The sequence below is a fragment of the Parvibaculum lavamentivorans DS-1 genome, from assembly GCF_000017565.1.
GTDB classification, from domain to species: Bacteria; Pseudomonadota; Alphaproteobacteria; order Parvibaculales; family Parvibaculaceae; genus Parvibaculum; species Parvibaculum lavamentivorans.
This window is the reverse complement of the sequence record NC_009719.1, coordinates 3,034,157-3,053,017: the sequence shown is the minus strand read 5'-3', so window position 1 is coordinate 3,053,017 and position 18,861 is coordinate 3,034,157. Positions and strand designations below refer to the sequence as shown.

Below are 18,861 nucleotides of genomic sequence, written 5' to 3'. Positions count from 1 at the left end.
GCCATCGTTAATAAACTTTGAGAGCAGGCGCAGGTCCTCAAACCTTCGGCACCGCCATGCCACGCTCCACCGTCGGCCGCGCGCCGACCGCGGCGAGCCAGCGTCTCACATTCAGGCCCTCGCCCGCGATTTCGGGTTTGCTTTGCGCGATCAAGTCAAATGCAACCTTGAGCCAGGGATATGTCGCCATGTCGGCAATGGAGTAATCGCCGCCCATATATTCGGCTTCGCCAAGCCGCGTATCGAGCACCTTGATGAGGCGCGCCGCTTCGGAAGTGTAACGATCGATGGCATAGGGAATTTTCTCTGGCGCCGCGTTGATGAAGTGGTTGGCCTGCCCGAGCATCGGCCCGACGCCGCCCATTTGCCACATCAGCCATTCCAGCGTCTTGGCGCGCTGCGCGCCCTTAGGCGCGAGAAACTTGCCCGTCTTCTCGGCGAGATAGATCAGGATTGCACCGGACTCGAATACGGAAAGCCCGGCGCCTCCGCCCTCCCGGTCCACGATTGCGGGAATGCGGTTGTTCGGACTGATCTTCAGAAAAGCCGGTTCGAATTGCTCATTCTTGCCGATGTTGACGGCATGGACTTCGTAGGGAAGCCCCGTCTCCTCGAGCATGATGGAGACCTTGCGGCCATTCGGCGTCGTCCATGTGTAAAGATCGATCATCGGTCTAGCCTTTCGCATATGCGAGAGGCCGCGCGCCGCGCCGCTCTCGCTGGGTGTCCATGGCGGCAATATGGGGAGGAGATGGTGCGCCTGCGAGTTTCAAAGCCGGCGCAGAGGCAGATCGTCAGTACTCGACGGTCACTTCCACGTGATGATGCCGATGCTTGGCGCAGACATAGGGCTTGAGGCTGTAGCTGCCGGCCGCCAGCTCGAAGCCGACGGCTTGTTGCGGCAGCAGAAAATCCGCGACCGTTTCTCCCTCCGCATCCACGATTGAGAAGCCGTAAGTGGCATCCATTACACGCACAACCTTGCCCGCGCGCGGCAGTACCAGTGTCCGGCCCCAGCCTTTTTCCGTGCCATACGCATCCTTCATCTGCAGCGTACCCGTCGCCGTGATGGTTTCCGCCGAGGCCGCGCCGGCGGCGATGGCGCAGAGAATTGCGGCAATCAGCGATGTTCGCATAAGGCAACCTCGGACAGGAAAAACAGTCGGCAAAAGGACAAACAGCGCCTCCGGTTTGCCGGAGGCGCTGCAAGCCTATCACATGGAGAAGGGACGTTAAGCCCCACTCCCTTATTGTGCGCGTTGTCCGAAGAGGATCTTGCGAGCCTCTTCGGCCTCTTTCGACTTGTCACCGATGGTGCCCCGGCGCCATTCGCGACCGAGGGCAAATCCTCGTTTGACCGCCGGACGGGCGCTAACCCGCTCAAACCAGTCTTTGAGGAATGGAAAATCGTCGAGCTGCTGGCCCTGGTTTTTATAGGGTACGACCCAGCCCCAGCAGGCCATGTCCGCGATCGAGTAGCGGCCGGCGAGATAGTCCCGGTCCTTGAGGCGCTTGTTCATCACGCCATAGAGCCGGTTTACCTCGTCGGTATATCGTTTGATCGCGTATGGGATTTTTTCCTGGGCATACTGACGAAAATGATGGGCTTGGCCCGCCATCGGACCAAGCCCAGCCATCTGCCAGAACAGCCATTGGTCGACCTCAACTCTCGTACGTTCGCTGGCGGGATAAAACTTGCCCGTCTTGCGCCCGAGATATTGAAGGATAGCCCCCGACTCGAAGATCGAAATCGGTTTCCCCCCTGGACCGTCAGGGTCCACGATGGCTGGCATCCGATTGTTCGGCGCGATCTTCAAAAAGGACCGCTTGAACTGGTCGCCAATCCCGATATTCACCGGCCTGACCCTGTAGGGCAGCAGACATTCTTCAAGCATGACCGAAATCTTCCAGCCGTTTGGTGTCGGCCAATAATAGATGTCGATCGGCTTGGCTTTGTCCCGCGTTTCCGCGGGACGCCGCCCACCTGAAGAATGCTTTGCCGCTGCCCTTGCAGGCTTTGGCCGGCGATTCTCGGTCATAGCGGCGCTTTAGGCCGCCTTCTTGCGAGCTGCGGGCTTCCGCTTCGCAGCAGGCTTCTTCGCGGCGGGCTTGCGCTTCGCCGGTGCCTTCTTGGCTGCGGTCTTCTTTGCAGCCGGCTTCTTCGCCGCAGGCTTCCGCTTGGCGGGCGCCTTTTTCGCAGTGGTCTTCTTTGCGGCGGGCTTGCGAGCCGCGGTCTTCTTCGCAGCCGGCTTCTTCTTCGCTGCGGGTTTGCGCTTCGCAGGGGCCTTCTTGGCGACGGTCTTCTTCGCCACGGCCTTCTTCACGGTCTTCTTGGCAGCGGGCTTCTTCTTCGCTGCCGGCTTCTTCTTGGCCGGGGCCTTCTTCGCTGCGGTGGTCTTGGCCGCGAGCTTCTTCACTGTCTTCTTCGCGGCGGGCTTCTTCTTCGCCGCAGCAGGCTTCTTGGCAGCCGGCTTTTTGGCCGCAGCGGCCTTCGGCTTAGCTTTCGTCTTCGTGGTGGTAGCCATGTTTCTCTAGCTCCTGATGTGCCGTTTCGTTTGGCGACAATTCGTTTACTCGCAACGCACACATTGCTGGCGCCCTCGTACCCCTCAGGCGCACGTGAATAATATGAGCGCCGAATTTGCGCTCGGCAACACAATGCAAAGTTTTTGTGCAAGCGCGCCCGCCCCACTCTCCCGGGAAAGTGGTTTACAAACGGTTCACTTCAGGCCTGGAAAATTTCGTCAGCCTTCGGACGATAGCCCCAGTTTTCGCGCAAGAATTTCATTCACGACGCGCGGATTAGCCTTGCCAGACGTGGATTTCATGATTTGGCCGACAAACCACGCCGCAAGTTGAGGCTTGACTTTTGTTTGCTCGACTTTATCGGGGTTCGCCGCGATGACGGCGTCGATTGCGGCCTCGATTTCTCCAAAATCCGTGACTTGCTGCAGGCCTTCATCTTCGACGATTTTGGCCGGGTCACGGCCCGTTTTGTACATCGAATCAAAAACCTGCTTCGCGATTCGCCCCGAGATCGTCCCGTCGGAGATGAGGTCGATGAGCTCTCCGAGCTGTTTCGCGGTCACCGGAGTGTCCTCGATCGAGTGTCCTTCGCGGTTCAGCGCCCCGAAGAAATCGCCCGTCACCCAGTTCGCCGCGAGCTTCGCGTCGCGCCCTTTTGCAACCGCCTCGAAGAAGTCCGCGCGGGCGCCTTCGCTTACCAGAACGGTCGCGTCGTAGGGCGACAGCCCGTAGTCGGAGATCAGTCGCGCCTTTTTTTCGTCCGGCAGTTCCGGCAGCGACGTCCGGATGGCGTCCACATCGTCCTGCAGTAGTTCCAGCGGCAGAAGATCGGGATCGGGGAAGTAGCGATAGTCATGCGCCTCTTCCTTGGAGCGCATCGAGCGCGTTTCACCCGTCTTCGGATCGAAAAGTCGCGTCTCCTGGTCGATCTTGCCGCCCTCTTCGAGGATTTCTATCTGCCGCCGCGCTTCGTATTCGATCGCCTGCCCGATGAAACGGATCGAGTTCACGTTCTTGATTTCGCAGCGCGTGCCGAGCGGGGCGCCGACCTTTCGCACAGAAACATTAACGTCGGCGCGCAGACTTCCCTCTTCCATGTTGCCGTCGCAGGTACCGAGATAGCGCAGGATTGTTCTCAGCTTCGTCACGTAAGCCCTTGCTTCGTCTGCGGAACGCATGTCCGGCTTTGAGACAATCTCCATCAGCGCAACGCCCGAACGATTGAGGTCGACGAAGCTCATCGCGGGGTGCTGGTCGTGCAGGCTCTTGCCCGCGTCCTGTTCCAGATGCAGCCGCTCAATGCCGACGATCACCGTCCGCCCGTCCTTCATGTCGAGCACGACCTCGCCCTCGCCCACGATCGGATGCTTGTACTGGGAGATCTGGTAGCCCTGCGGCAGGTCCGGGTAGAAATAGTTCTTCCGGTCGAACACCGAGCGCAGGTTGATCTGCGCCTTGAGGCCGAGCCCCGTGCGCACCGCCTGTTCCACGCAGTAGCGGTTGATGACCGGCAGCATTCCCGGCATCGCCGCGTCCACGAAGCTCACCTGCGTGTTCTGTTCCGCGCCGAACTTGGTGGAAGAAGCCGAGAAAAGCTTGGCGTTCGACGTCACCTGGGCATGGACTTCGAGCCCGAGAATGATCTCCCAGTCGCCTGTCTGCCCTTTGATCAGGTCTTCCGGCCGCGCCTCGCGCTTGCGCATCGTGCGCTCGAAATCGCTCACCATCGTTGTCATGCTTTCCACCACGCTTCGGGTGCCGCCTTGAAATCCGCCGCCTGCTCGATTGCATAGGCCGCCTTCAGCAGCGTCTCTTCGTCGAATGTCCGTCCGATCAGCTGCAATCCGAGCGGCAGCCCCTCGCCCGACAGCCCGGCCGGAACCGAAATCCCCGGCAGCCCGGCAAGGTTCACCGGCACCGTGAAGACGTCGTTCAGGTACATAGACAGCGGATCGTCGCTCTTCTCGCCAATGGCGAAGGCCGCCGAAGGCGCCGTCGGCGTCAGCAGCACGTCCACCTCGGAGAACGCAGACGCAAAGTCCTGCGCGATCAGCGACCGCACCTTCTGCGCCTTCAGGTAATAGGCATCGTAATAGCCCGCCGACAGCACATAGGTGCCCATCAGCACGCGCCGCCGCACTTCCGCGCCGAAGCCCGCCGCCCTCGTCTTCTCATACATGTCCGTGATGTCGCGGCCATCCACGCGCAGCCCGTAGCGCACGCCGTCATAGCGCGCGAGGTTGGAGGAGCATTCCGCCGGCGCCACGATGTAATAGGTCGGCAGCGCGTATTTGGTGTGCGGCAGGCTCACTTCCTTCACAGTCGCCCCCGCCGCCTTCAGCCACTCGATGCCGCGCGACCAGAGCTCGTCGATCTCGCCCGGCATGCCGTCCACCCGGTATTCCTTCGGAATGCCGACGCTGAGGCCCTTGATGCTCTGCCCGAGCACCGCCTCATAGTCCGGCACCGCGCGGTCGACGCTCGTCGTGTCCTTCTCGTCATGTCCGGCCATGGAACCCAGCATGATCGCCGTGTCGCGCACGTCGCGGCCGATCGGCCCCGCTTGGTCGAGCGACGAGGCGAACGCCACGATCCCCCAGCGCGAGCAGCGTCCATAGGTCGGCTTCAGGCCCACGGTGCCCGTGAACGCCGCCGGCTGGCGGATCGAGCCGCCCGTATCCGTCGCCGTCGCCGCGAGGCAGAGATTGGCCGCCACCGCCGCCGACGATCCGCCTGACGAGCCGCCGGGCACCAGCTTCGCATCCGATCCCTTGCGCCGCCATGGATTGACGACGGAGCCGTAATGGCTCGTCTCGTTCGACGAGCCCATGGCAAACTCGTCATTGTTGAGCTTACCGAGCATGACGGCCCCATCGCGCCACAGATTGCTCGTTACCGTCGACTCGTAAGCCGGCTTGAAGCCATCGAGAATGTGGCTGCATGCTGTCGTCAGCACGTCCTTGGTGCAATAGAGATCCTTGATGCCGAGCGGCAGCCCTTCCAGCGCTCCGCCCTCGCCCTTGGCGAGCTTCGCGTCGGACGCCTTCGCCATCTCCATCGCCTTGTCGGCCGTCACCGTCACATAGGCATTGAGCGCCGCAGCCGCCTCCATCTCCTTGAGATAGGCGCCGGTCAGCTCCGTGGAGGTGATCTCTTTCTTCTTCAGCGCGTCGCGCGCACCGGCGAGCGTCAGTTTTGTCAGGTCGCTCATCGCTTACTCCACCACCTTCGGCACCACGTAGAACCCGTCTTCGGAGCCGGGCGCGTTGCGCGTCACCTCCGCCTGAAGGTTCTGAACCTCCACCACGTCGTCCCGCATCTTCATGGCGACGGCAACGGCGCTCGTCATCGGCTCCACACCGGACGTGTCCACCTCGCCGAGTTGCTCCACCCAGTCGAGAATGCCGTTGAGTTCCTTGGCCAGCGCTTCCAGCTCATCGTCCCGCACGGCTATCCGCGCAAGCCGGGCGATGTGCCGGACCGTTTTCTGATCGACCGACATGGGTCCGCCTTTGTTGGTGGTCTGAAAGGGGCCGGCGAGGCATGAAGCCTGCGGACACCCCTTGCTCGTTGAATCGCGAGGGAACATAACAAGGCGAGGCCCCGCGCTGCAACGTCACTGCACTATATATATGTGGATAGCCGATTGCGCCGCTCCCGGCCCTCTCCTATGGTCCGCCCGAACGGGATTTTTCAAGGAAAGCAATCGCTTGAGCGGCAATCTGAAGCCTCTTGCGGAACTTAAGGTAGGCTTGGGCCGCAACCGGCGCCTGATCGGCGTCGATCTTGGGTCGAAAACCATCGGCCTCGCCCTCTCGGACGTCTCCCTTTCGATCGCGAGCCCCCTCGAAACCATCAGGCGGACGAAGTTCACCGCCGATGCCGAACGCCTCATCGCGCTGGCGAAGGAACATGACGCCGGCGCCCTCGTCTTCGGCTTGCCCCTCAACATGGACGGCACCGAGGGGCCCCGCTGCCAGTCCACCCGCGCCTTCATCCGCAATCTCGAAAAGCTGACGGATCTGCCCATCGCCTTCTGGGACGAACGCCTCTCCACCATGGCCGTCACCCGCACCCTGCTCGACGCCGATGCCAGCCGCGCCCGCCGCGCCGAACTCGTGGACAAGATGGCCGCCGCCTACATCCTGCAGGGCGCGCTCGACCGCCTGCGGAAGCTCTGAGCAAAACGAGAAGAAGAAAATCCCATGCTCCCCATCCTGAACGCCCTCGTCCCCGTCTTCCTCGTCATCGCGCTCGGCTTCGTTATCCGCCGCAAGGATTTCCCGGGCGAGGGACTGTGGGTGCCGCTTGACCAGATCAACTACTACGTCCTCTTCCCCGCCCTCCTTTGCTACACGCTCGCCGTCGCCGACATCGTGCTCGGCGAAGTCGGCGCGATGGCCGCCGCGCTCGCTGCCGGCATGTTGGCAATGGTCGTGCTGCTGATGCTCTCGAAACGCCTCCTGCCCATGACCGGCGCGGAATTCTCGAGCGTCTTCCAGGGCGCCGCGCGCTGGAACAGTTTTGTGGCGCTCGCTGCCATCGCCTCTCTCTGGGGAAAGCCCGGCCTCACGCTCGCCGCCGTCGCGGTCGCGGTCATGGTGCCCATCGCGAATATCGTCTCCGTCACCGTGCTGACGCGTTATGCGGGCTCAACACCCGCCGGCCCCGCCACGGTCGCGAAGCTCCTCTCGCGAAATCCGCTGATCCTCGCCTGCGCGGCCGGCATCGCTCTCAACCTCACCGGCATCGGCCTGCCCGGTCCCCTCGCCACGACCTTCAAGATCGTCGGCGACGCCTCGCTCACCCTCGGCCTCCTCGCCGTCGGCGCCGGGCTTCAGATCGTGAACGTGCTCGAAAAGAAATGGATCGTCCTCTACACGAGCTTCCTGAAGCTCATCGCGATGCCCTTCATCATGATGGGCTTCTGCCTCCTCTTCGGCGTCGAAGGCCTGCCGCGCCTCGTCGTCCTCATCTGCGCCGCCGTCCCCGGCGCCACCTCCTCCTACATGCTCGCCCGCCAGCTCGGCGGCGACATGCACCTGATGGCCAGCCTCATCACCGGCGGAACGATCCTCGCCGTGGTTACGATGCCGCTGATGCTGTGGTTGCTGGGGTAAATCAAAAGGCGCAATTCTACTTAAGTGTGGATGAGCGCCAGAATGTATTGTTTTAGAAAGGTTTGGGCCATAGCGTTGTCTCTCCGCTTACGGAGGGGCCCATGGACGCCGTCCGGTTCGAACGCCTGAAGGCGCGAGTTGCGAGAGAACTGACGCCCGAGCAGTGCGTCGAGCTCGGGGAGGTGGTCCAGGCCGCCGCCGCATCGCGGCTGGCCGATGTCGCGCTTGCGCGCCGTTCGGCGGCCGTGAGCAGCCGACGCGGATGTCCGCATTGCGGTCATGACGACATCGTGAAACACGGCCGCGATCGCGGAGGCAGGCAGCGATTTCGCTGCCGCCGGAGCGGCTCATCCGGCTGCGGCCAAACCTTCAACGCCCTCACCGGCACCGCCTTCACCCGTATGCGCAAGCCGGAGAAGTGGGCTGCCTACGCCCGCATGATGGCCACCGGCTTCAAGTCGGTCGACGACGTGAAGACGAGCGGGCTTGGCATCTCGCGGCTGACCGCCTGGCGCTGGCGTCATCGCCTCTTGCGCGCCCAGGCGCTGCGGCAGGCCGAACGGGTGGGAGGCGTCATCGAGGCCGATGAAACCTACTTTTTGAGTTCCTACAAGGGACACCGGGGCTGGCAGAACGGGAATCCGCCGGAGAACCGCCCGCCGCGCTACCGCGGAGGCCCGGCCATCAACAGGGGACTCTCCAGCGAGCAAATCCCCGTGCTCACGGCGCTCGACAACGCCGGCGGCATCATCGAGGAAGTGCTGCCAAACCGCGCCGCCATCGCTCCCGCGCTTCAGGGGCGTATCGCGCCGGGCTCCGTTCTCTGCTCCGACGGGCACAAGGCCTATGTCAGCGCAGCGGTGAAAGCGGGCTCGGAACATCGCCGCATCATGACCCCGAAGAAGACGCAGGCAACGAAGGCCGTTGGCGGAAAACCTCGCCGCCCCGGACGGCTCGGGCTCGGTCATGTGAATGCCCATCACGAGCGCACGAAGACCTTCGTCAACCGGCAGGTGCGCGGCGTCTCGACCCGGCATCTTCCGTTCTATCTCGGCTGGCTTCGGGCGCTCCGGAGGCCCGACTTCTCGCCGGAGGCCCTCATCGATGAGGCGTTATCCACACTTAAGTAGAATTGCGCCAATCAAAAAACAGGTGTCATCGCGGGATTTATTCCCGCGATCCACTCGCCTCTCCACTTGCCGTGGCAGTCAGAGGTTTCGGTATCCAGATCGCAGAGTCATTGTCGCCGAAAGGCATGGCGCGCCCCTCAATCGCACATATCCCTACCCATGCGCAGACAACCGCGTCGAGCATGTCTTCATAAGCTTTTAGGAGTGCCCCACTAGTCGACGGTTCGATGGCAGGAAAGGCTGCAGCAACGCCATCTATTTCCTCATTCAATGCAGTCACGATCTTTTCCCACTCTGAGCAGAGGTTGATGCGTCTTTGAGCGAGCGGCAGTCCCTTCCAGTATTTGCCTGCCCTCGAAATCTTGTAAGGCAGACGTTTCGGAGCGCTCGTGAGTTCGATCAATGCCGGGTGAGGGTAGACTTCGATCAAGCCCGGACAGGAGATGTCAGAGGTCAACAAAGGAAATCCGGCGATCGAAAACTCCTTGGTGAAAGCGTTGCTCACCAGCCCCGGACGGGTGCTACTAGGCGAATGCGTTCCCGCGCTACGCCCACCATATGCCCTTGAGACCGCGTTATCGGAAGAGCGACGCCCCTCGATTTGGGAACGCGCAAGGGGCATATCGACTGCAACCAAATCCAAGGAGCAATTCGATAGACGTTCGGCGGCGGCAAGCAGCGCCGCAACATCGGGCCGCGACCCTAAGGGGCGAGTTTCAGGTTGCAGCGATGAGTCAGCCAAAGCAAGGAAACGTTGGTAAGAAGCTGCGACGGCGACTAGACGCCATTGCCGATGCTGGCCGGCGACAAGGGCAACACCGCTCGGCTGCGTCAGGGTCCATGCCGCGTCTATCCCCATAACACAGCGTGGGTTAGCCATCGTTTATGCCACTCTTGCCCGCTCCACGATCGCGGCAATATCCGCCCCCGCCGGCAGCGTTCCATACAAATCCCCCCAGTCGCGCCCGAGCCGCGTCGCGCAATAGGCGTCCGACACGAACGAAGGCGCGTGCTGCAGCAGCACCGAACCCGCCGCCACCTTCGCCATCTGCTCCACCACCTGCCTTGAGCGCCCCTCCAGCGAGCCGAAATCCGCGAACGCCTCCTTCAGCGCGTCGAGCGCACCGTCATAAGCCGCATTCGCACCCTTCGCCCTGTCGAGTTCCGCGAACACGACATCGAGCGCCTGCGGCTCGCGCATCAGCGCGCGCAACACATCGAGGCACATGACGTTCCCCGACCCTTCCCAGATCGCGTTCACCGGCATCTCGCGATAGATGCGCCCCGCGATCCCTTCTTCCACATAGCCATTGCCGCCGAGGCACTCCATCGCCTCATAGGCGAGGTTCGGCGCGCGCTTACAGACCCAGTATTTCGCAACCGGCGTCATGATCCGCCGGAACGCCGCCTCCGCCTCGTCCTCATGCGCCCGGTCGAACGAGCGCGCGACGCGGAAGGACAGCGCCGTTGCCGCCTCCGTCTCAAGCGCGAGATCGGCCAGCACATTCGCCATCAACGGCTGGTCGATCAGCTTCTTCTGGAACACGGTGCGATACGAACAATGATGCACGGCCTGGGAAACCGCCTGCCGCATCATCCCCGCCGTCGCCACCGCGCAGTCGAGCCGCGTATAGGTCGCCATCTCGATGATGTTGCGCACACCGCGCCCCTCCTCGCCGATCAGCCAGCCGCTCGCCGCCTGGAACTCGACCTCAGAAGACGCATTCGACTTGTTCCCCACCTTGTCCTTCAGCCGCTGAATGCGGATTGCGTTCGGCTCGCCGTCCGGCGTGAATCGCGGCATGAGAAAGCATGAGATTCCGTTCGGCGCCTGCGCCAAAACCAGAAACGCATCGCACATCGGCGCCGAGAAGAACCATTTATGCCCGGTGATGCGATATTCCGCCCCCGGCCCGCCGCCATTGACCGGCACAGCCTCGGTCGTATTGGCGCGCACATCCGTCCCGCCCTGCTTCTCCGTCATCCCCATGCCGAGCGTCACACCCGCCTTCTCCCCCGCTGGAATGAACCGCTCGTCATATTCACGGGAGAGAATCCGCGGGATCCATTCCTTCGCCAGCGACGGCTGGAACAGCAGCGCCGGCACGGAAGCATTCGTCATGGTGATCGGGCAGCCATGCCCCGCCTCCACCTGCGTCATCATGTAGGTGCCTGCGAGCCGCGCCACGACGGCGCCGGGCTTGGGGCTAGCGTCGAGCCCATTCTTCAGATGGTCCCACGGCGACCCATGCAGCCCCTGCGCAACCGAAATCGCCATCAGCTTGTGGTACGATGGATGAAACTCCACCCGGTCCGCCCGGTGCCCGAACCGGTCGAAGCTCTTCAGCACCGGTAGATAGGCATTCGCCTGCCGCCCGAGATCGATCGTCTCTGCGCTCCCGACAATCTTCCCGAACGCCGTCAGCGAAGCCTCCGCATCGCCCGCGCCCTCCCGCGCCACCGTCTCCCGCAGCGCCTTGTCGGACGTAAAGAGGTTCACATCCTCCAGCGGCGGCGGCTGGTTGAACACCTCATGGGTCGCGAAATCCGCAGGCGTTTCCACATGCTTGTCCATCGGGCGCTCCTCTTCTTGCGAAAGGTCGTTAATGAAGCCTAACACCCGCCCTCCGGCCCGGCCAATTCCACCTTGCCGCACTCCGGAATCGGCCCTATACAATGCGGCTTTAATGACCAGCGCTGAAAAACAGCTCCAGCCCCTCTTCCCGCACCGGCATCTGCTGGGAATAGAGGGCCTTTCCCCCACCGACATCACAAGCCTTCTCGACCTCGCCGACACCTATGTCGAGCAGAACCGCCAGGTCGACAAGAAGGGCTCCGTCCTTCGCGGCCGCACCCAGATCAATCTCTTCTTCGAGGCCTCCACCCGCACCCAAAGCTCCTTCGAGCTGGCGGGCAAGCGCCTCGGCGCCGACGTCATGAACATGTCCGTCTCCTCCTCCTCCGTGAAAAAGGGCGAGACGCTGATCGACACGGCGGTGACGCTGAACGCGATGCACCCCGACCTCATCATCATTCGTCACCAGAACTCCGGCGCCGTCGAACTTCTCGCGCAGAAGGTCTCCTGCTCGGTCATCAATGCGGGCGATGGCGCGCATGAGCATCCGACCCAGGCATTGCTCGATGCGCTCACCATCCGCCGCCGCAAGGGCCGCCTGCAGGGCCTCATCGTCGCCATCTGCGGTGACATCCTCCACAGCCGCGTCGCCCGCTCCAACATCCTGCTGCTGAACGCCATGGGCGCGCGCGTCCGCGTCGTCGCACCGCCGACGCTCCTGCCCGCCGGCATCGAACGTCTCGGCGTCGAGGTCTTCCACGACATGGCCAAGGGCCTCGAAGGCGTCGACATCGTCATGATGCTCCGCCTTCAGCTTGAGCGCATGGCCGGCTCCTACGTGCCGAGCCAGCGCGAATATTTCCATTTCTACGGCCTCGACTACGCCAAGCTCGCCCACGCCAAGCCGGATGCACTCGTCATGCATCCGGGCCCGATGAACCGCGGCGTCGAGATCGACAGCGCCGTCGCCGACGACATCGACCGCAGCCTCATCCGCGAGCAGGTCGAGATGGGCGTCGCCGTCCGCATGGCCGTGCTCGATGCGCTCTCGCGGAACCTGCCCAATGAGCTTCCCCTCGCCGGAGGCCGCTCATGAGCCGCACCGCCTTCATCAACGCCCGCCTGATCGACCCCGCCAGCGGCTATGACTCCACCGGCAGCCTCCTTGTCGAGGATGGCCGCATCGCCGATCTCGGTCCGCAGCTCTTCAATGACGGCCTGCCGGAAGGCGCCGAAATCGTGGATTGCAATGGCCGCGTCCTCGCCCCCGGCCTCATCGATTGCCGCGTCTTCACCGGCGAGCCCGGCGCCGAGCACCGCGAAACGCTCGCGCTTTCCAGCCAGGCGGCAGCGGCGGGCGGCGTCACCACCATGATCGTGATGCCGAACACCGATCCCGTCATCGACGATGTCGCCCTTGTCGATTTCATCGAGCGCCGCGCCCGCGCCACAGGCGTCGTCAACGTCCACACCATGGCCGCGCTCACCAAGGGCCTCCATGGCGAACAGATGACCGAGATCGGCCTCCTGCGGAATGCCGGCGCGGTCGGCTTCACCGATGGCGTGAAATCGGTGGCAAGCGCGCAGCTCATGCGCCGCGCCTTGAGTTACGCCGCCCACTTCAACGCCCTCGTCGTCCAGCATGCCGAGGAGCCGACGCTCGCCACCGGCGTCATGAACGAAAGCGAGCTCGCCGGCCGCCTCGGCCTCGCCGGCATCCCCGCCATCTCCGAAACCATCGTGATCGAGCGCGACCTCCGCCTGCTCGAAACCACCGGCGGCCGCTATCACGTCTCGCAGGTCTCCTGCGAAGCCTCGGTAGACATCATCCGCCGCGCCAAGACGCGCGGGCTGCCCGTCACCTGCGGCGTCTCCGCGGCCCATCTCCAGCTCAACGAAAACGACGTCCAGAGCTATCGCACCTTCTTCAAGCTCTCGCCGCCGCTCCGCTCCGAACAGGACCGCAAGGCGCTCGTCGCCGGCCTCGCCGACGGCACCATCGACGTTGTCGTCTCAGGCCACGATCCGCAGGACCCGGAAGTGAAGCGCCGCCCCTTCGCGGAAGCGAATTTCGGTGCCATCGGCCTCGAGACGCTGCTGCCCGCCTCCCTCGCGCTTGTGCATAACGGGGATCTGCCCCTCGGCCGTCTTCTCGCCGCCCTCACCTGCATCCCGTCCGACCTGCTCGGCCTCGGCCGCGGCCGTCTCGCCACCGGCCTCCCCGCCGACCTCGTTCTCATCGATACGGAAGTGCCGTGGCGCCTCGAACCCGCTAAGCTCAAATCCATCTCGAAGAATACGCCCTTCGAGGACCGCCTCTTCCAGGGCCGCGCCTTGCGCACCATGGTAGGCGGCCACACGGTCTATGTTCACGGGGAAGACGCAGACCGATAATCTGCCGGGGGAGGACACTGGAACAATGCCGACCGAAATCGATCTCATGGCAGCCACGCCGTTGCTGCTTGTCGTCCTTGCGCTCGGCTACCTGCTGGGCTCCATCCCCTTCGGCCTGTTGCTCACAAAAGCCGCCGGCCTCGGCGACATCCGCGACATCGGCTCCGGCAATATCGGCGCGACCAATGCCCTGCGCACCGGCAACCGCTGGGTCGCCATCGGCACATTGATCGGCGACGCTGCCAAGGGCGCCGTCGCCGTCCTCATCGCAGGCGTCCTCGCCTCACGCACCGGCGGCGACGCAACATGGATGATGAGCCTCGCAGCACTTGGCGCCTTCCTCGGCCACCTCTTTCCCGTCTGGCTCGGTTTCAAGGGCGGCAAGGGCGTGTCGACCTTCATCGGCATCCTGCTTGCCCTTTACTGGCCGGTCGGCCTTCTCTTCTGCGCCACCTGGGCCATTGTCGCCGCCGTCGCGCGCTACTCCTCGCTCTCCGCCCTCGTCGCCGCCCTGCTCACGCCCGTCTATCTCGCCTGGCTCGATCAGTGGCATCTCGTCGGCCTCGGCGTCCTGCTGGTCATCCTCATCTACATCGCGCACCGCGATAACATCTCGCGCCTCCTCTCCGGCACGGAGTCGCGCATCGGCCAGAAGAAAACCGAGGCCTGACAGCCAATGACATCGCCGCTCTCCCCTGCAGAGCGGCTGGCCCGTCTCCGCCTCGCCCGCAGCGAAAATGTCGGGCCAGTCACCTTCCGCGACCTTCTTGAGCATTTCGGCAATGCGCTCGCCGCGCTGGATGCACTGCCGGATCTCGCCTCGCGCGGCGGCGCCCGCCGCTCGATAAAAATAGCCAGCGCCGCCGACGCCGAAGCCGAACTCGCGAAGACGGAAAAGACCGGCGCAAGAATTCTGGTCCTCGGCGACGAGGATTTTCCGCCCCGCCTTGCCGCCGTCGATCCGCCGCCGCCCGTCATCTCGGTCGCGGGTGACGTCGCCCTCCTCGCGCGCAAATCCATCGCCATCGTCGGCTCGCGAAACGCCTCCGCCGCCGGGCGCCGCATTGCCGCCACCATGGCCGAGACGCTCGGCGCGGAGGGCTATGCCGTCGTCTCCGGTCTCGCGCGCGGCATCGACACATCGGCCCATCGCGCCTCGCTGGCAAGCGGCACCATCGCCGTCCTCGCCGGCGGCCTCGATATCGTCTACCCGGAAGAAAATCGCGAACTGCAAACCGCCATCGCCTCGCAGGGCGCGCTCGTCAGCGAAATGCCGCCCGGCACCAGCCCGCAGGCGCGTCACTTCCCGCGCCGCAACCGGCTCATCTCCGGCCTCTCGCTCGCGGTCGTCGTCGTGGAAGCCGCGCTGCGCTCCGGCTCGCTCATCACCGCGCGTTTCGCGCTGGAGCAGGGTCGCGATGTCTTCGCCGTGCCCGGCTCCCCGCTCGACCCGCGCGCACAGGGCGCCAACCGCCTCATCAAGGACGGCGCACCGCTCGTTGAAAATGCGCAAGATGTGATTGCCGCCTTGGCCGAACCGCTCGGCCGCCGCTTCGGAGAGCCGGACCCGCCCTCTTATGCGCCGCGCGACGCCTCCGCCATTGCCGCCGACTCCGATGCCCGTACGCGCATTCTCTCCGCGCTCGGCCCGACACCAACGCCCCTCGATGAAATCGTCCGCCAGGCATCCGCCTCGGTGCCGCTGGTGCGCGCCGTCCTCCTGGAGCTGGAGCTTGCCGGCCGCCTGCACCGCGATCCGGGAGACCGCGTCAGCCTCCTCCCGGAAGAAGCATGAAGGACGTCAGTATTTCCCGTCTCGGCCCTTCTGGCTCGCCGAACGGCCCAGCGTCAGCAGCCGCGATTCTTCCGCCGCCACGCCGACCAGATAGGCGAGAAAGCTGAAGCCCCGATTGGCCGCAACCCTCCTTGCCGCGATCATCAGGTCGAGCAGATAGGCGGCGACTGCTTCGTCATCGGCCTCGCTCATCGGATCGAACGGCTTCTGGGAATTTCGCAACCGGGGCGGGGAAAGTGGCATGTCCCCGACTTGCGGCACTGTTTCGGCTCTCAATAGCGTTTTCCGCATCTCTACGATCCCGTGTTGGCCTCGGACCAAAGGACTAGATCGTAAGTCTATAGTTAGTTTCGCCAATAGGGCCAGCGATACGCGCCCCCATATTGGTTCACTGCGGACCGAAACCGGCCCGGACCGGAAAACCGCGCATTTCCGCGGAATCCGGGGCGGATTTGACAGGACTTGCCCTTTTCACCATGTTCAGCCGGCGGCTCAGGACGGCCGGACGCGGCGGCGCCTCTTGGCTTTTCCCGGTTTTTCGGCGACAAGCGCGCTCGGCTACTCCGGGCGGCACCGTCATCCGCGTATCGTCGCGGCCGCGCGCAGGCCACATTATAAGAGAGTCAAGCGGTCCGATGGACGTCGTTATTGTCGAGTCGCCGGCCAAGGCGAAAACCATCAACAAATATCTCGGCAAGGGCTTCAAGGTCCTGGCCTCCTACGGCCATGTCCGTGACCTGCCCTCGAAGGATGGCTCCGTCCTCCCCGATCAGGACTTCGCCATGGCCTGGGATGTCGATGCCAAGTCCCAGAAGCGGCTGAACGAAATCGCCACCGCCGTAAAGGGCGCCGATCGTCTGATCCTCGCAACCGACCCGGATCGCGAAGGCGAGGCCATTTCCTGGCATGTGCTCGAGGTCCTGAATAAAAAGAAGGTGCTGAAGGACGTCGAGGTCCAGCGCGTCGTCTTCAACGCCATCACCAAGAAATCCGTCACCGAGGCGATGGAGCATCCGCGCGGCCTCGACAAGGAACTGATCGACGCCTATCTCGCGCGCCGCGCCCTCGACTACCTCGTCGGCTTCACCCTTTCGCCCGTTCTCTGGCGCAAGCTTCCGGGCTCGCGCTCGGCAGGCCGTGTGCAGTCCGTCGCGCTCCGCCTCATCTGCGACCGCGAACTCGAAATCGAAGCCTTCCGCAGCCAGGAATACTGGACCGTCGAAGCAGACATGAAGACTGGCGGCGGTTCTCCTTTCGTCGCCCGCCTCACCGTGCTCGACGGCAAGAAGCTCGACAAGTTCGACATCCCGGACAAGAAATCCGCCGACGACATCGAAGCGCGCATCAAGGCCTCGCGCTTCTCCGTTAAGTCGGTCGAGAGCAAGCCGACGCGGCGCAATCCGAATCCGCCCTTCACCACCTCCACCATCCAGCAGGAAGCCTCGCGCAAGCTCGGCTTCTCGGCGAGCCGCACCATGCAGGTCGCCCAGCGCCTCTATGAGGGCGTGGAGATCGACGGCGAAACGACAGGCCTCATCACCTATATGCGAACCGACGGCGTGCAGATCGCCCCTGAGGCCATCGCGCAGGCACGCACCGTCATCAACAACGAGTTCGGCGAGGCCTATCTGCCGGATGCGCCCCGCGTCTACACCACCAAGGCGAAGAACGCGCAGGAAGCGCATGAGGCGATCCGTCCGACCGATCTCTCGCGTTTGCCGAAACATGCCGCGAAATATCTCGACGACGACCAGCGCCGCCTCTACGAACTCGTCTGGAACCGCACCATCGCCAGCCAGATGGAAAGCGTGCAGCTTGAGCGCACCACCATCGAGATCGAGGCGGACGACGCGCCCATCGGCCTTCGCGCCACCGGTTCCGTCATCGTCTTCGACGGTTTCCTGCGCCTCTACCAGGAAGGCCGCGACGAGCCGGATGATGGCGAGGATGGCGGCCGCCTGCCGAAGGTCGCCCGCGGCGACAAGCTCGGCCTCGAGAAGGTCCGTCCCGAACAGCATTTCACGGAGCCGCCGCCCCGCTTCACCGAGGCGAGCATCGTCAAGCGGATGGAAGAACTCGGCATCGGCCGTCCTTCTACCTACGCCTCGACTCTGCAAACGCTGCGCGACCGCGACTATGTCCACATGGACAAGAACCGCCTCGTGCCGCAGGACAAGGGCCGCCTCGTCACCGCCTTCCTCGAAAACTTCTTCACCCGCTATGTCGAATACGACTTCACGGCGGAACTGGAAGAAAAGCTCGACAAGGTGTCGGCCGGCGAGCTCGACTGGAAAGACCTGCTGCGCGAATTCTGGAAGGAATTCACGGTCAACGTCGCCGAGGCGCTGGAGCTGCGCATCACCGAGGTGCTCGACCGTCTCAATGAGGTTCTTGGCCCGCACGTCTTCCCCGAAAAGGAAGACGGTTCCAACCCGCGTGCCTGCCCGTCATGCGGCAACGGCATCCTCTCGCTCAAGGTCGGCCGCTTCGGCGCCTTTGTCGGCTGCTCGAATTATCCGGACTGCAAATTCACGCGCCAGCTCACTGTCGGCGCCGAAGGCGAAGAACAGGCGGGCGACCGCGTTCTCGGCACCGATCCCGAGACCGGCGCCGAAGTCTCGCTGAAGACCGGCCGCTTCGGTCCCTATGTCGAGCGCGCGCCGCTCGGCGACGATGAAAAGCCGAAGCGCAGCGGCCTGCCCGCGAAAATGTCCGCCGCAGATGTCGATCTCGACACCGCGCTGCGCCTGCTGACGCTGCCGCGGGAAATCGGCATCCATCCCGAAACCGGCAAGAAGATCACCGCCGGCCTCGGCCGCTTCGGTCCCTTCGTGCTGCATGACGGCACCTATGCGAACCTGAAAGACCCGGAAGAGCTTTTCGACATCGGGCTCAATCGCGCCATAGCCGTCCTCGCCGAAAAAGTCATCCGCGCCGAGGAGCGCGCCGGCAAGGTGCTGAAGGAACTGGGCGACCATCCCGACACCGGCAAGCCCGTGCAGGTCCGCGAAGGCAAATACGGCCCCTACATCAAGCACGGCACCACCAACGCGACGCTGCCGAAATCCGCCGATCCTGCCGCCGTGACGCTGGAAGAGGCCCTCGCTCTCGTCGCCGAAAAAGATGCGAAGAGCGGCAAGAAGAAACCTGCCGCAAAGAAGGCGGCGAAAAAGCCTGCCGCCGAAAAGAAACCGGCAGCAAAGAAAGCGCCCGCGAAAAAGCCCGAAAAAAAGAAAGCACCTGCGAAGAAGAAAGCGCCTGCGAAAAAACCCGCGGCGAAAGCAAGGAAGACCGACAAAGCCTCCGAACTGGCGGATTGAC

The 18,861-nt window shown here is 63.7% G+C and carries 18 protein-coding genes; 8 read left to right on the top strand and 10 right to left on the bottom strand.

Going from position 1 to position 18,861, the window contains the following annotated elements; genetic code table 11:
* Nucleotides 1–37: 37 nt before the first annotated feature.
* From PLAV_RS14460 to gatC, 7 genes are all read right to left on the bottom strand, one after another.
* On the bottom strand, nt 38–670 hold the full coding sequence (locus PLAV_RS14460; protein ID WP_041536038.1) for a glutathione S-transferase N-terminal domain-containing protein: 633 nt from the start codon (nt 668–670) through the stop codon (nt 38–40).
* A gap of 124 nt (nt 671–794) precedes the next feature.
* Complete coding sequence (locus tag PLAV_RS14455) at nt 795–1,136, bottom strand: hypothetical protein (protein ID WP_012111768.1); 342 nt, start codon at nt 1,134–1,136, stop codon at nt 795–797.
* A gap of 111 nt (nt 1,137–1,247) precedes the next feature.
* Complete coding sequence (locus PLAV_RS14450; protein ID WP_012111767.1) at nt 1,248–2,039, bottom strand: glutathione S-transferase N-terminal domain-containing protein; 792 nt, start codon at nt 2,037–2,039, stop codon at nt 1,248–1,250.
* A 9-nt stretch (nt 2,040–2,048) separates the two neighbouring features.
* Nucleotides 2,049–2,525 (bottom strand): histone H1-like repetitive region-containing protein, encoded by a 477-nt coding sequence (locus PLAV_RS14445; protein ID WP_012111766.1) that lies wholly within the window; start codon nt 2,523–2,525, stop codon nt 2,049–2,051.
* A 219-nt stretch (nt 2,526–2,744) separates the two neighbouring features.
* Nucleotides 2,745–4,262, bottom strand: coding sequence for an Asp-tRNA(Asn)/Glu-tRNA(Gln) amidotransferase subunit GatB (gene gatB, locus PLAV_RS14440; RefSeq protein ID WP_012111765.1), 1,518 nt, complete (start codon nt 4,260–4,262; stop codon nt 2,745–2,747).
* Complete coding sequence (gatA, locus tag PLAV_RS14435) at nt 4,259–5,737, bottom strand: Asp-tRNA(Asn)/Glu-tRNA(Gln) amidotransferase subunit GatA (RefSeq protein WP_012111764.1); 1,479 nt, start codon at nt 5,735–5,737, stop codon at nt 4,259–4,261. The genes gatB and gatA overlap by 4 nt, the downstream gene beginning before the upstream one ends.
* A gap of 3 nt (nt 5,738–5,740) precedes the next feature.
* On the bottom strand, nt 5,741–6,028 hold the full coding sequence (gatC, locus tag PLAV_RS14430; protein WP_041536037.1) for an Asp-tRNA(Asn)/Glu-tRNA(Gln) amidotransferase subunit GatC: 288 nt from the start codon (nt 6,026–6,028) through the stop codon (nt 5,741–5,743).
* A 208-nt stretch (nt 6,029–6,236) separates the two neighbouring features.
* On the opposite strand from gatC, the gene ruvX reads away from it, so the two are divergent.
* The 3 genes from ruvX to PLAV_RS14415 all read left to right on the top strand — a co-directional run bounded on the left by ruvX (nt 6,237) and on the right by PLAV_RS14415 (nt 8,776).
* A complete protein-coding gene (gene ruvX / locus PLAV_RS14425; protein ID WP_041536036.1) occupies nt 6,237–6,707 on the top strand; it encodes a Holliday junction resolvase RuvX in 471 nt (156 codons plus the stop codon).
* 24 nt (nt 6,708–6,731) lie between these two features.
* A complete protein-coding gene (locus tag PLAV_RS14420; RefSeq protein WP_012111761.1) occupies nt 6,732–7,646 on the top strand; it encodes an AEC family transporter in 915 nt (304 codons plus the stop codon).
* A gap of 101 nt (nt 7,647–7,747) precedes the next feature.
* A complete protein-coding gene (locus PLAV_RS14415; protein ID WP_012110165.1) occupies nt 7,748–8,776 on the top strand; it encodes an IS1595-like element ISPla1 family transposase in 1,029 nt (342 codons plus the stop codon).
* Between the two features lie 37 nt (nt 8,777–8,813).
* On the opposite strand, the gene PLAV_RS14410 is transcribed toward PLAV_RS14415, so the two are convergent.
* Both PLAV_RS14410 and PLAV_RS14405 read right to left on the bottom strand, forming a co-directional pair.
* Nucleotides 8,814–9,656 (bottom strand): DUF429 domain-containing protein, encoded by an 843-nt coding sequence (locus PLAV_RS14410; protein ID WP_012111760.1) that lies wholly within the window; start codon nt 9,654–9,656, stop codon nt 8,814–8,816.
* Nucleotides 9,657–9,659: 3 nt separating this feature from the next.
* Entirely contained in the window at nt 9,660–11,351 is a 1,692-nt protein-coding gene (locus PLAV_RS14405; protein WP_012111759.1) for an isovaleryl-CoA dehydrogenase, read from the bottom strand.
* Nucleotides 11,352–11,463: 112 nt separating this feature from the next.
* On the opposite strand from PLAV_RS14405, the gene PLAV_RS14400 reads away from it, so the two are divergent.
* From PLAV_RS14400 to dprA, 4 genes are read left to right on the top strand one after another with little or no spacing between them, the layout of a single operon-like run.
* Nucleotides 11,464–12,447: an aspartate carbamoyltransferase catalytic subunit gene (locus PLAV_RS14400; protein WP_041536035.1), complete on the top strand. Its 984-nt coding sequence runs from the start codon at nt 11,464–11,466 to the stop codon at nt 12,445–12,447.
* Complete coding sequence (pyrC, locus tag PLAV_RS14395) at nt 12,444–13,745, top strand: dihydroorotase (RefSeq protein WP_012111757.1); 1,302 nt, start codon at nt 12,444–12,446, stop codon at nt 13,743–13,745. Before PLAV_RS14400 ends, pyrC begins: the two co-directional genes overlap by 4 nt.
* 25 nt (nt 13,746–13,770) lie before the next feature.
* Entirely contained in the window at nt 13,771–14,415 is a 645-nt protein-coding gene (plsY, locus tag PLAV_RS14390) for a glycerol-3-phosphate 1-O-acyltransferase PlsY (protein WP_012111756.1), read from the top strand.
* A gap of 6 nt (nt 14,416–14,421) precedes the next feature.
* A complete protein-coding gene (gene dprA / locus PLAV_RS14385) occupies nt 14,422–15,540 on the top strand; it encodes a DNA-processing protein DprA (protein ID WP_012111755.1) in 1,119 nt (372 codons plus the stop codon).
* 6 nt (nt 15,541–15,546) lie between these two features.
* On the opposite strand, the gene PLAV_RS14380 is transcribed toward dprA, so the two are convergent.
* Nucleotides 15,547–15,732, bottom strand: coding sequence for a hypothetical protein (locus PLAV_RS14380; protein WP_041536034.1), 186 nt, complete (start codon nt 15,730–15,732; stop codon nt 15,547–15,549).
* A gap of 443 nt (nt 15,733–16,175) precedes the next feature.
* On the opposite strand from PLAV_RS14380, the gene topA reads away from it, so the two are divergent.
* The gene (gene topA, locus PLAV_RS14375) at nt 16,176–18,860 is read left to right on the top strand and encodes a type I DNA topoisomerase (RefSeq protein ID WP_012111753.1); all 2,685 of its coding nucleotides are present in this window, start codon (nt 16,176–16,178) and stop codon (nt 18,858–18,860) included.
* Nucleotide 18,861: the final 1 nt, after the last annotated feature.

Bases quoted from the DNA above. Each gene is read 5' to 3' on its own strand.
- PLAV_RS14460 (WP_041536038.1), bottom strand. From the start codon at position 670: ATGATCGATCTTTACACATGGACGACGCCGAATGGCCGCAAGGTCTCC.
- PLAV_RS14455 (WP_012111768.1), bottom strand. From the start codon at position 1,136: ATGCGAACATCGCTGATTGCCGCAATTCTCTGCGCCATCGCCGCCGGC.
- PLAV_RS14450 (WP_012111767.1), bottom strand. From the start codon at position 2,039: ATGACCGAGAATCGCCGGCCAAAGCCTGCAAGGGCAGCGGCAAAGCAT.
- PLAV_RS14445 (WP_012111766.1), bottom strand. From the start codon at position 2,525: ATGGCTACCACCACGAAGACGAAAGCTAAGCCGAAGGCCGCTGCGGCC.
- gatB (WP_012111765.1), bottom strand. From the start codon at position 4,262: ATGACAACGATGGTGAGCGATTTCGAGCGCACGATGCGCAAGCGCGAG.
- gatA (WP_012111764.1), bottom strand. From the start codon at position 5,737: ATGAGCGACCTGACAAAACTGACGCTCGCCGGTGCGCGCGACGCGCTG.
- gatC (WP_041536037.1), bottom strand. From the start codon at position 6,028: ATGTCGGTCGATCAGAAAACGGTCCGGCACATCGCCCGGCTTGCGCGG.
- PLAV_RS14420 (WP_012111761.1), top strand. From the start codon at position 6,732: ATGCTCCCCATCCTGAACGCCCTCGTCCCCGTCTTCCTCGTCATCGCG.
- PLAV_RS14415 (WP_012110165.1), top strand. From the start codon at position 7,748: ATGGACGCCGTCCGGTTCGAACGCCTGAAGGCGCGAGTTGCGAGAGAA.
- PLAV_RS14410 (WP_012111760.1), bottom strand. From the start codon at position 9,656: ATGGCTAACCCACGCTGTGTTATGGGGATAGACGCGGCATGGACCCTG.
- PLAV_RS14405 (WP_012111759.1), bottom strand. From the start codon at position 11,351: ATGGACAAGCATGTGGAAACGCCTGCGGATTTCGCGACCCATGAGGTG.
- PLAV_RS14400 (WP_041536035.1), top strand. From the start codon at position 11,464: ATGACCAGCGCTGAAAAACAGCTCCAGCCCCTCTTCCCGCACCGGCAT.
- pyrC (WP_012111757.1), top strand. From the start codon at position 12,444: ATGAGCCGCACCGCCTTCATCAACGCCCGCCTGATCGACCCCGCCAGC.
- plsY (WP_012111756.1), top strand. From the start codon at position 13,771: ATGCCGACCGAAATCGATCTCATGGCAGCCACGCCGTTGCTGCTTGTC.
- dprA (WP_012111755.1), top strand. From the start codon at position 14,422: ATGACATCGCCGCTCTCCCCTGCAGAGCGGCTGGCCCGTCTCCGCCTC.
- PLAV_RS14380 (WP_041536034.1), bottom strand. From the start codon at position 15,732: ATGAGCGAGGCCGATGACGAAGCAGTCGCCGCCTATCTGCTCGACCTG.
- topA (WP_012111753.1), top strand. From the start codon at position 16,176: ATGGACGTCGTTATTGTCGAGTCGCCGGCCAAGGCGAAAACCATCAAC.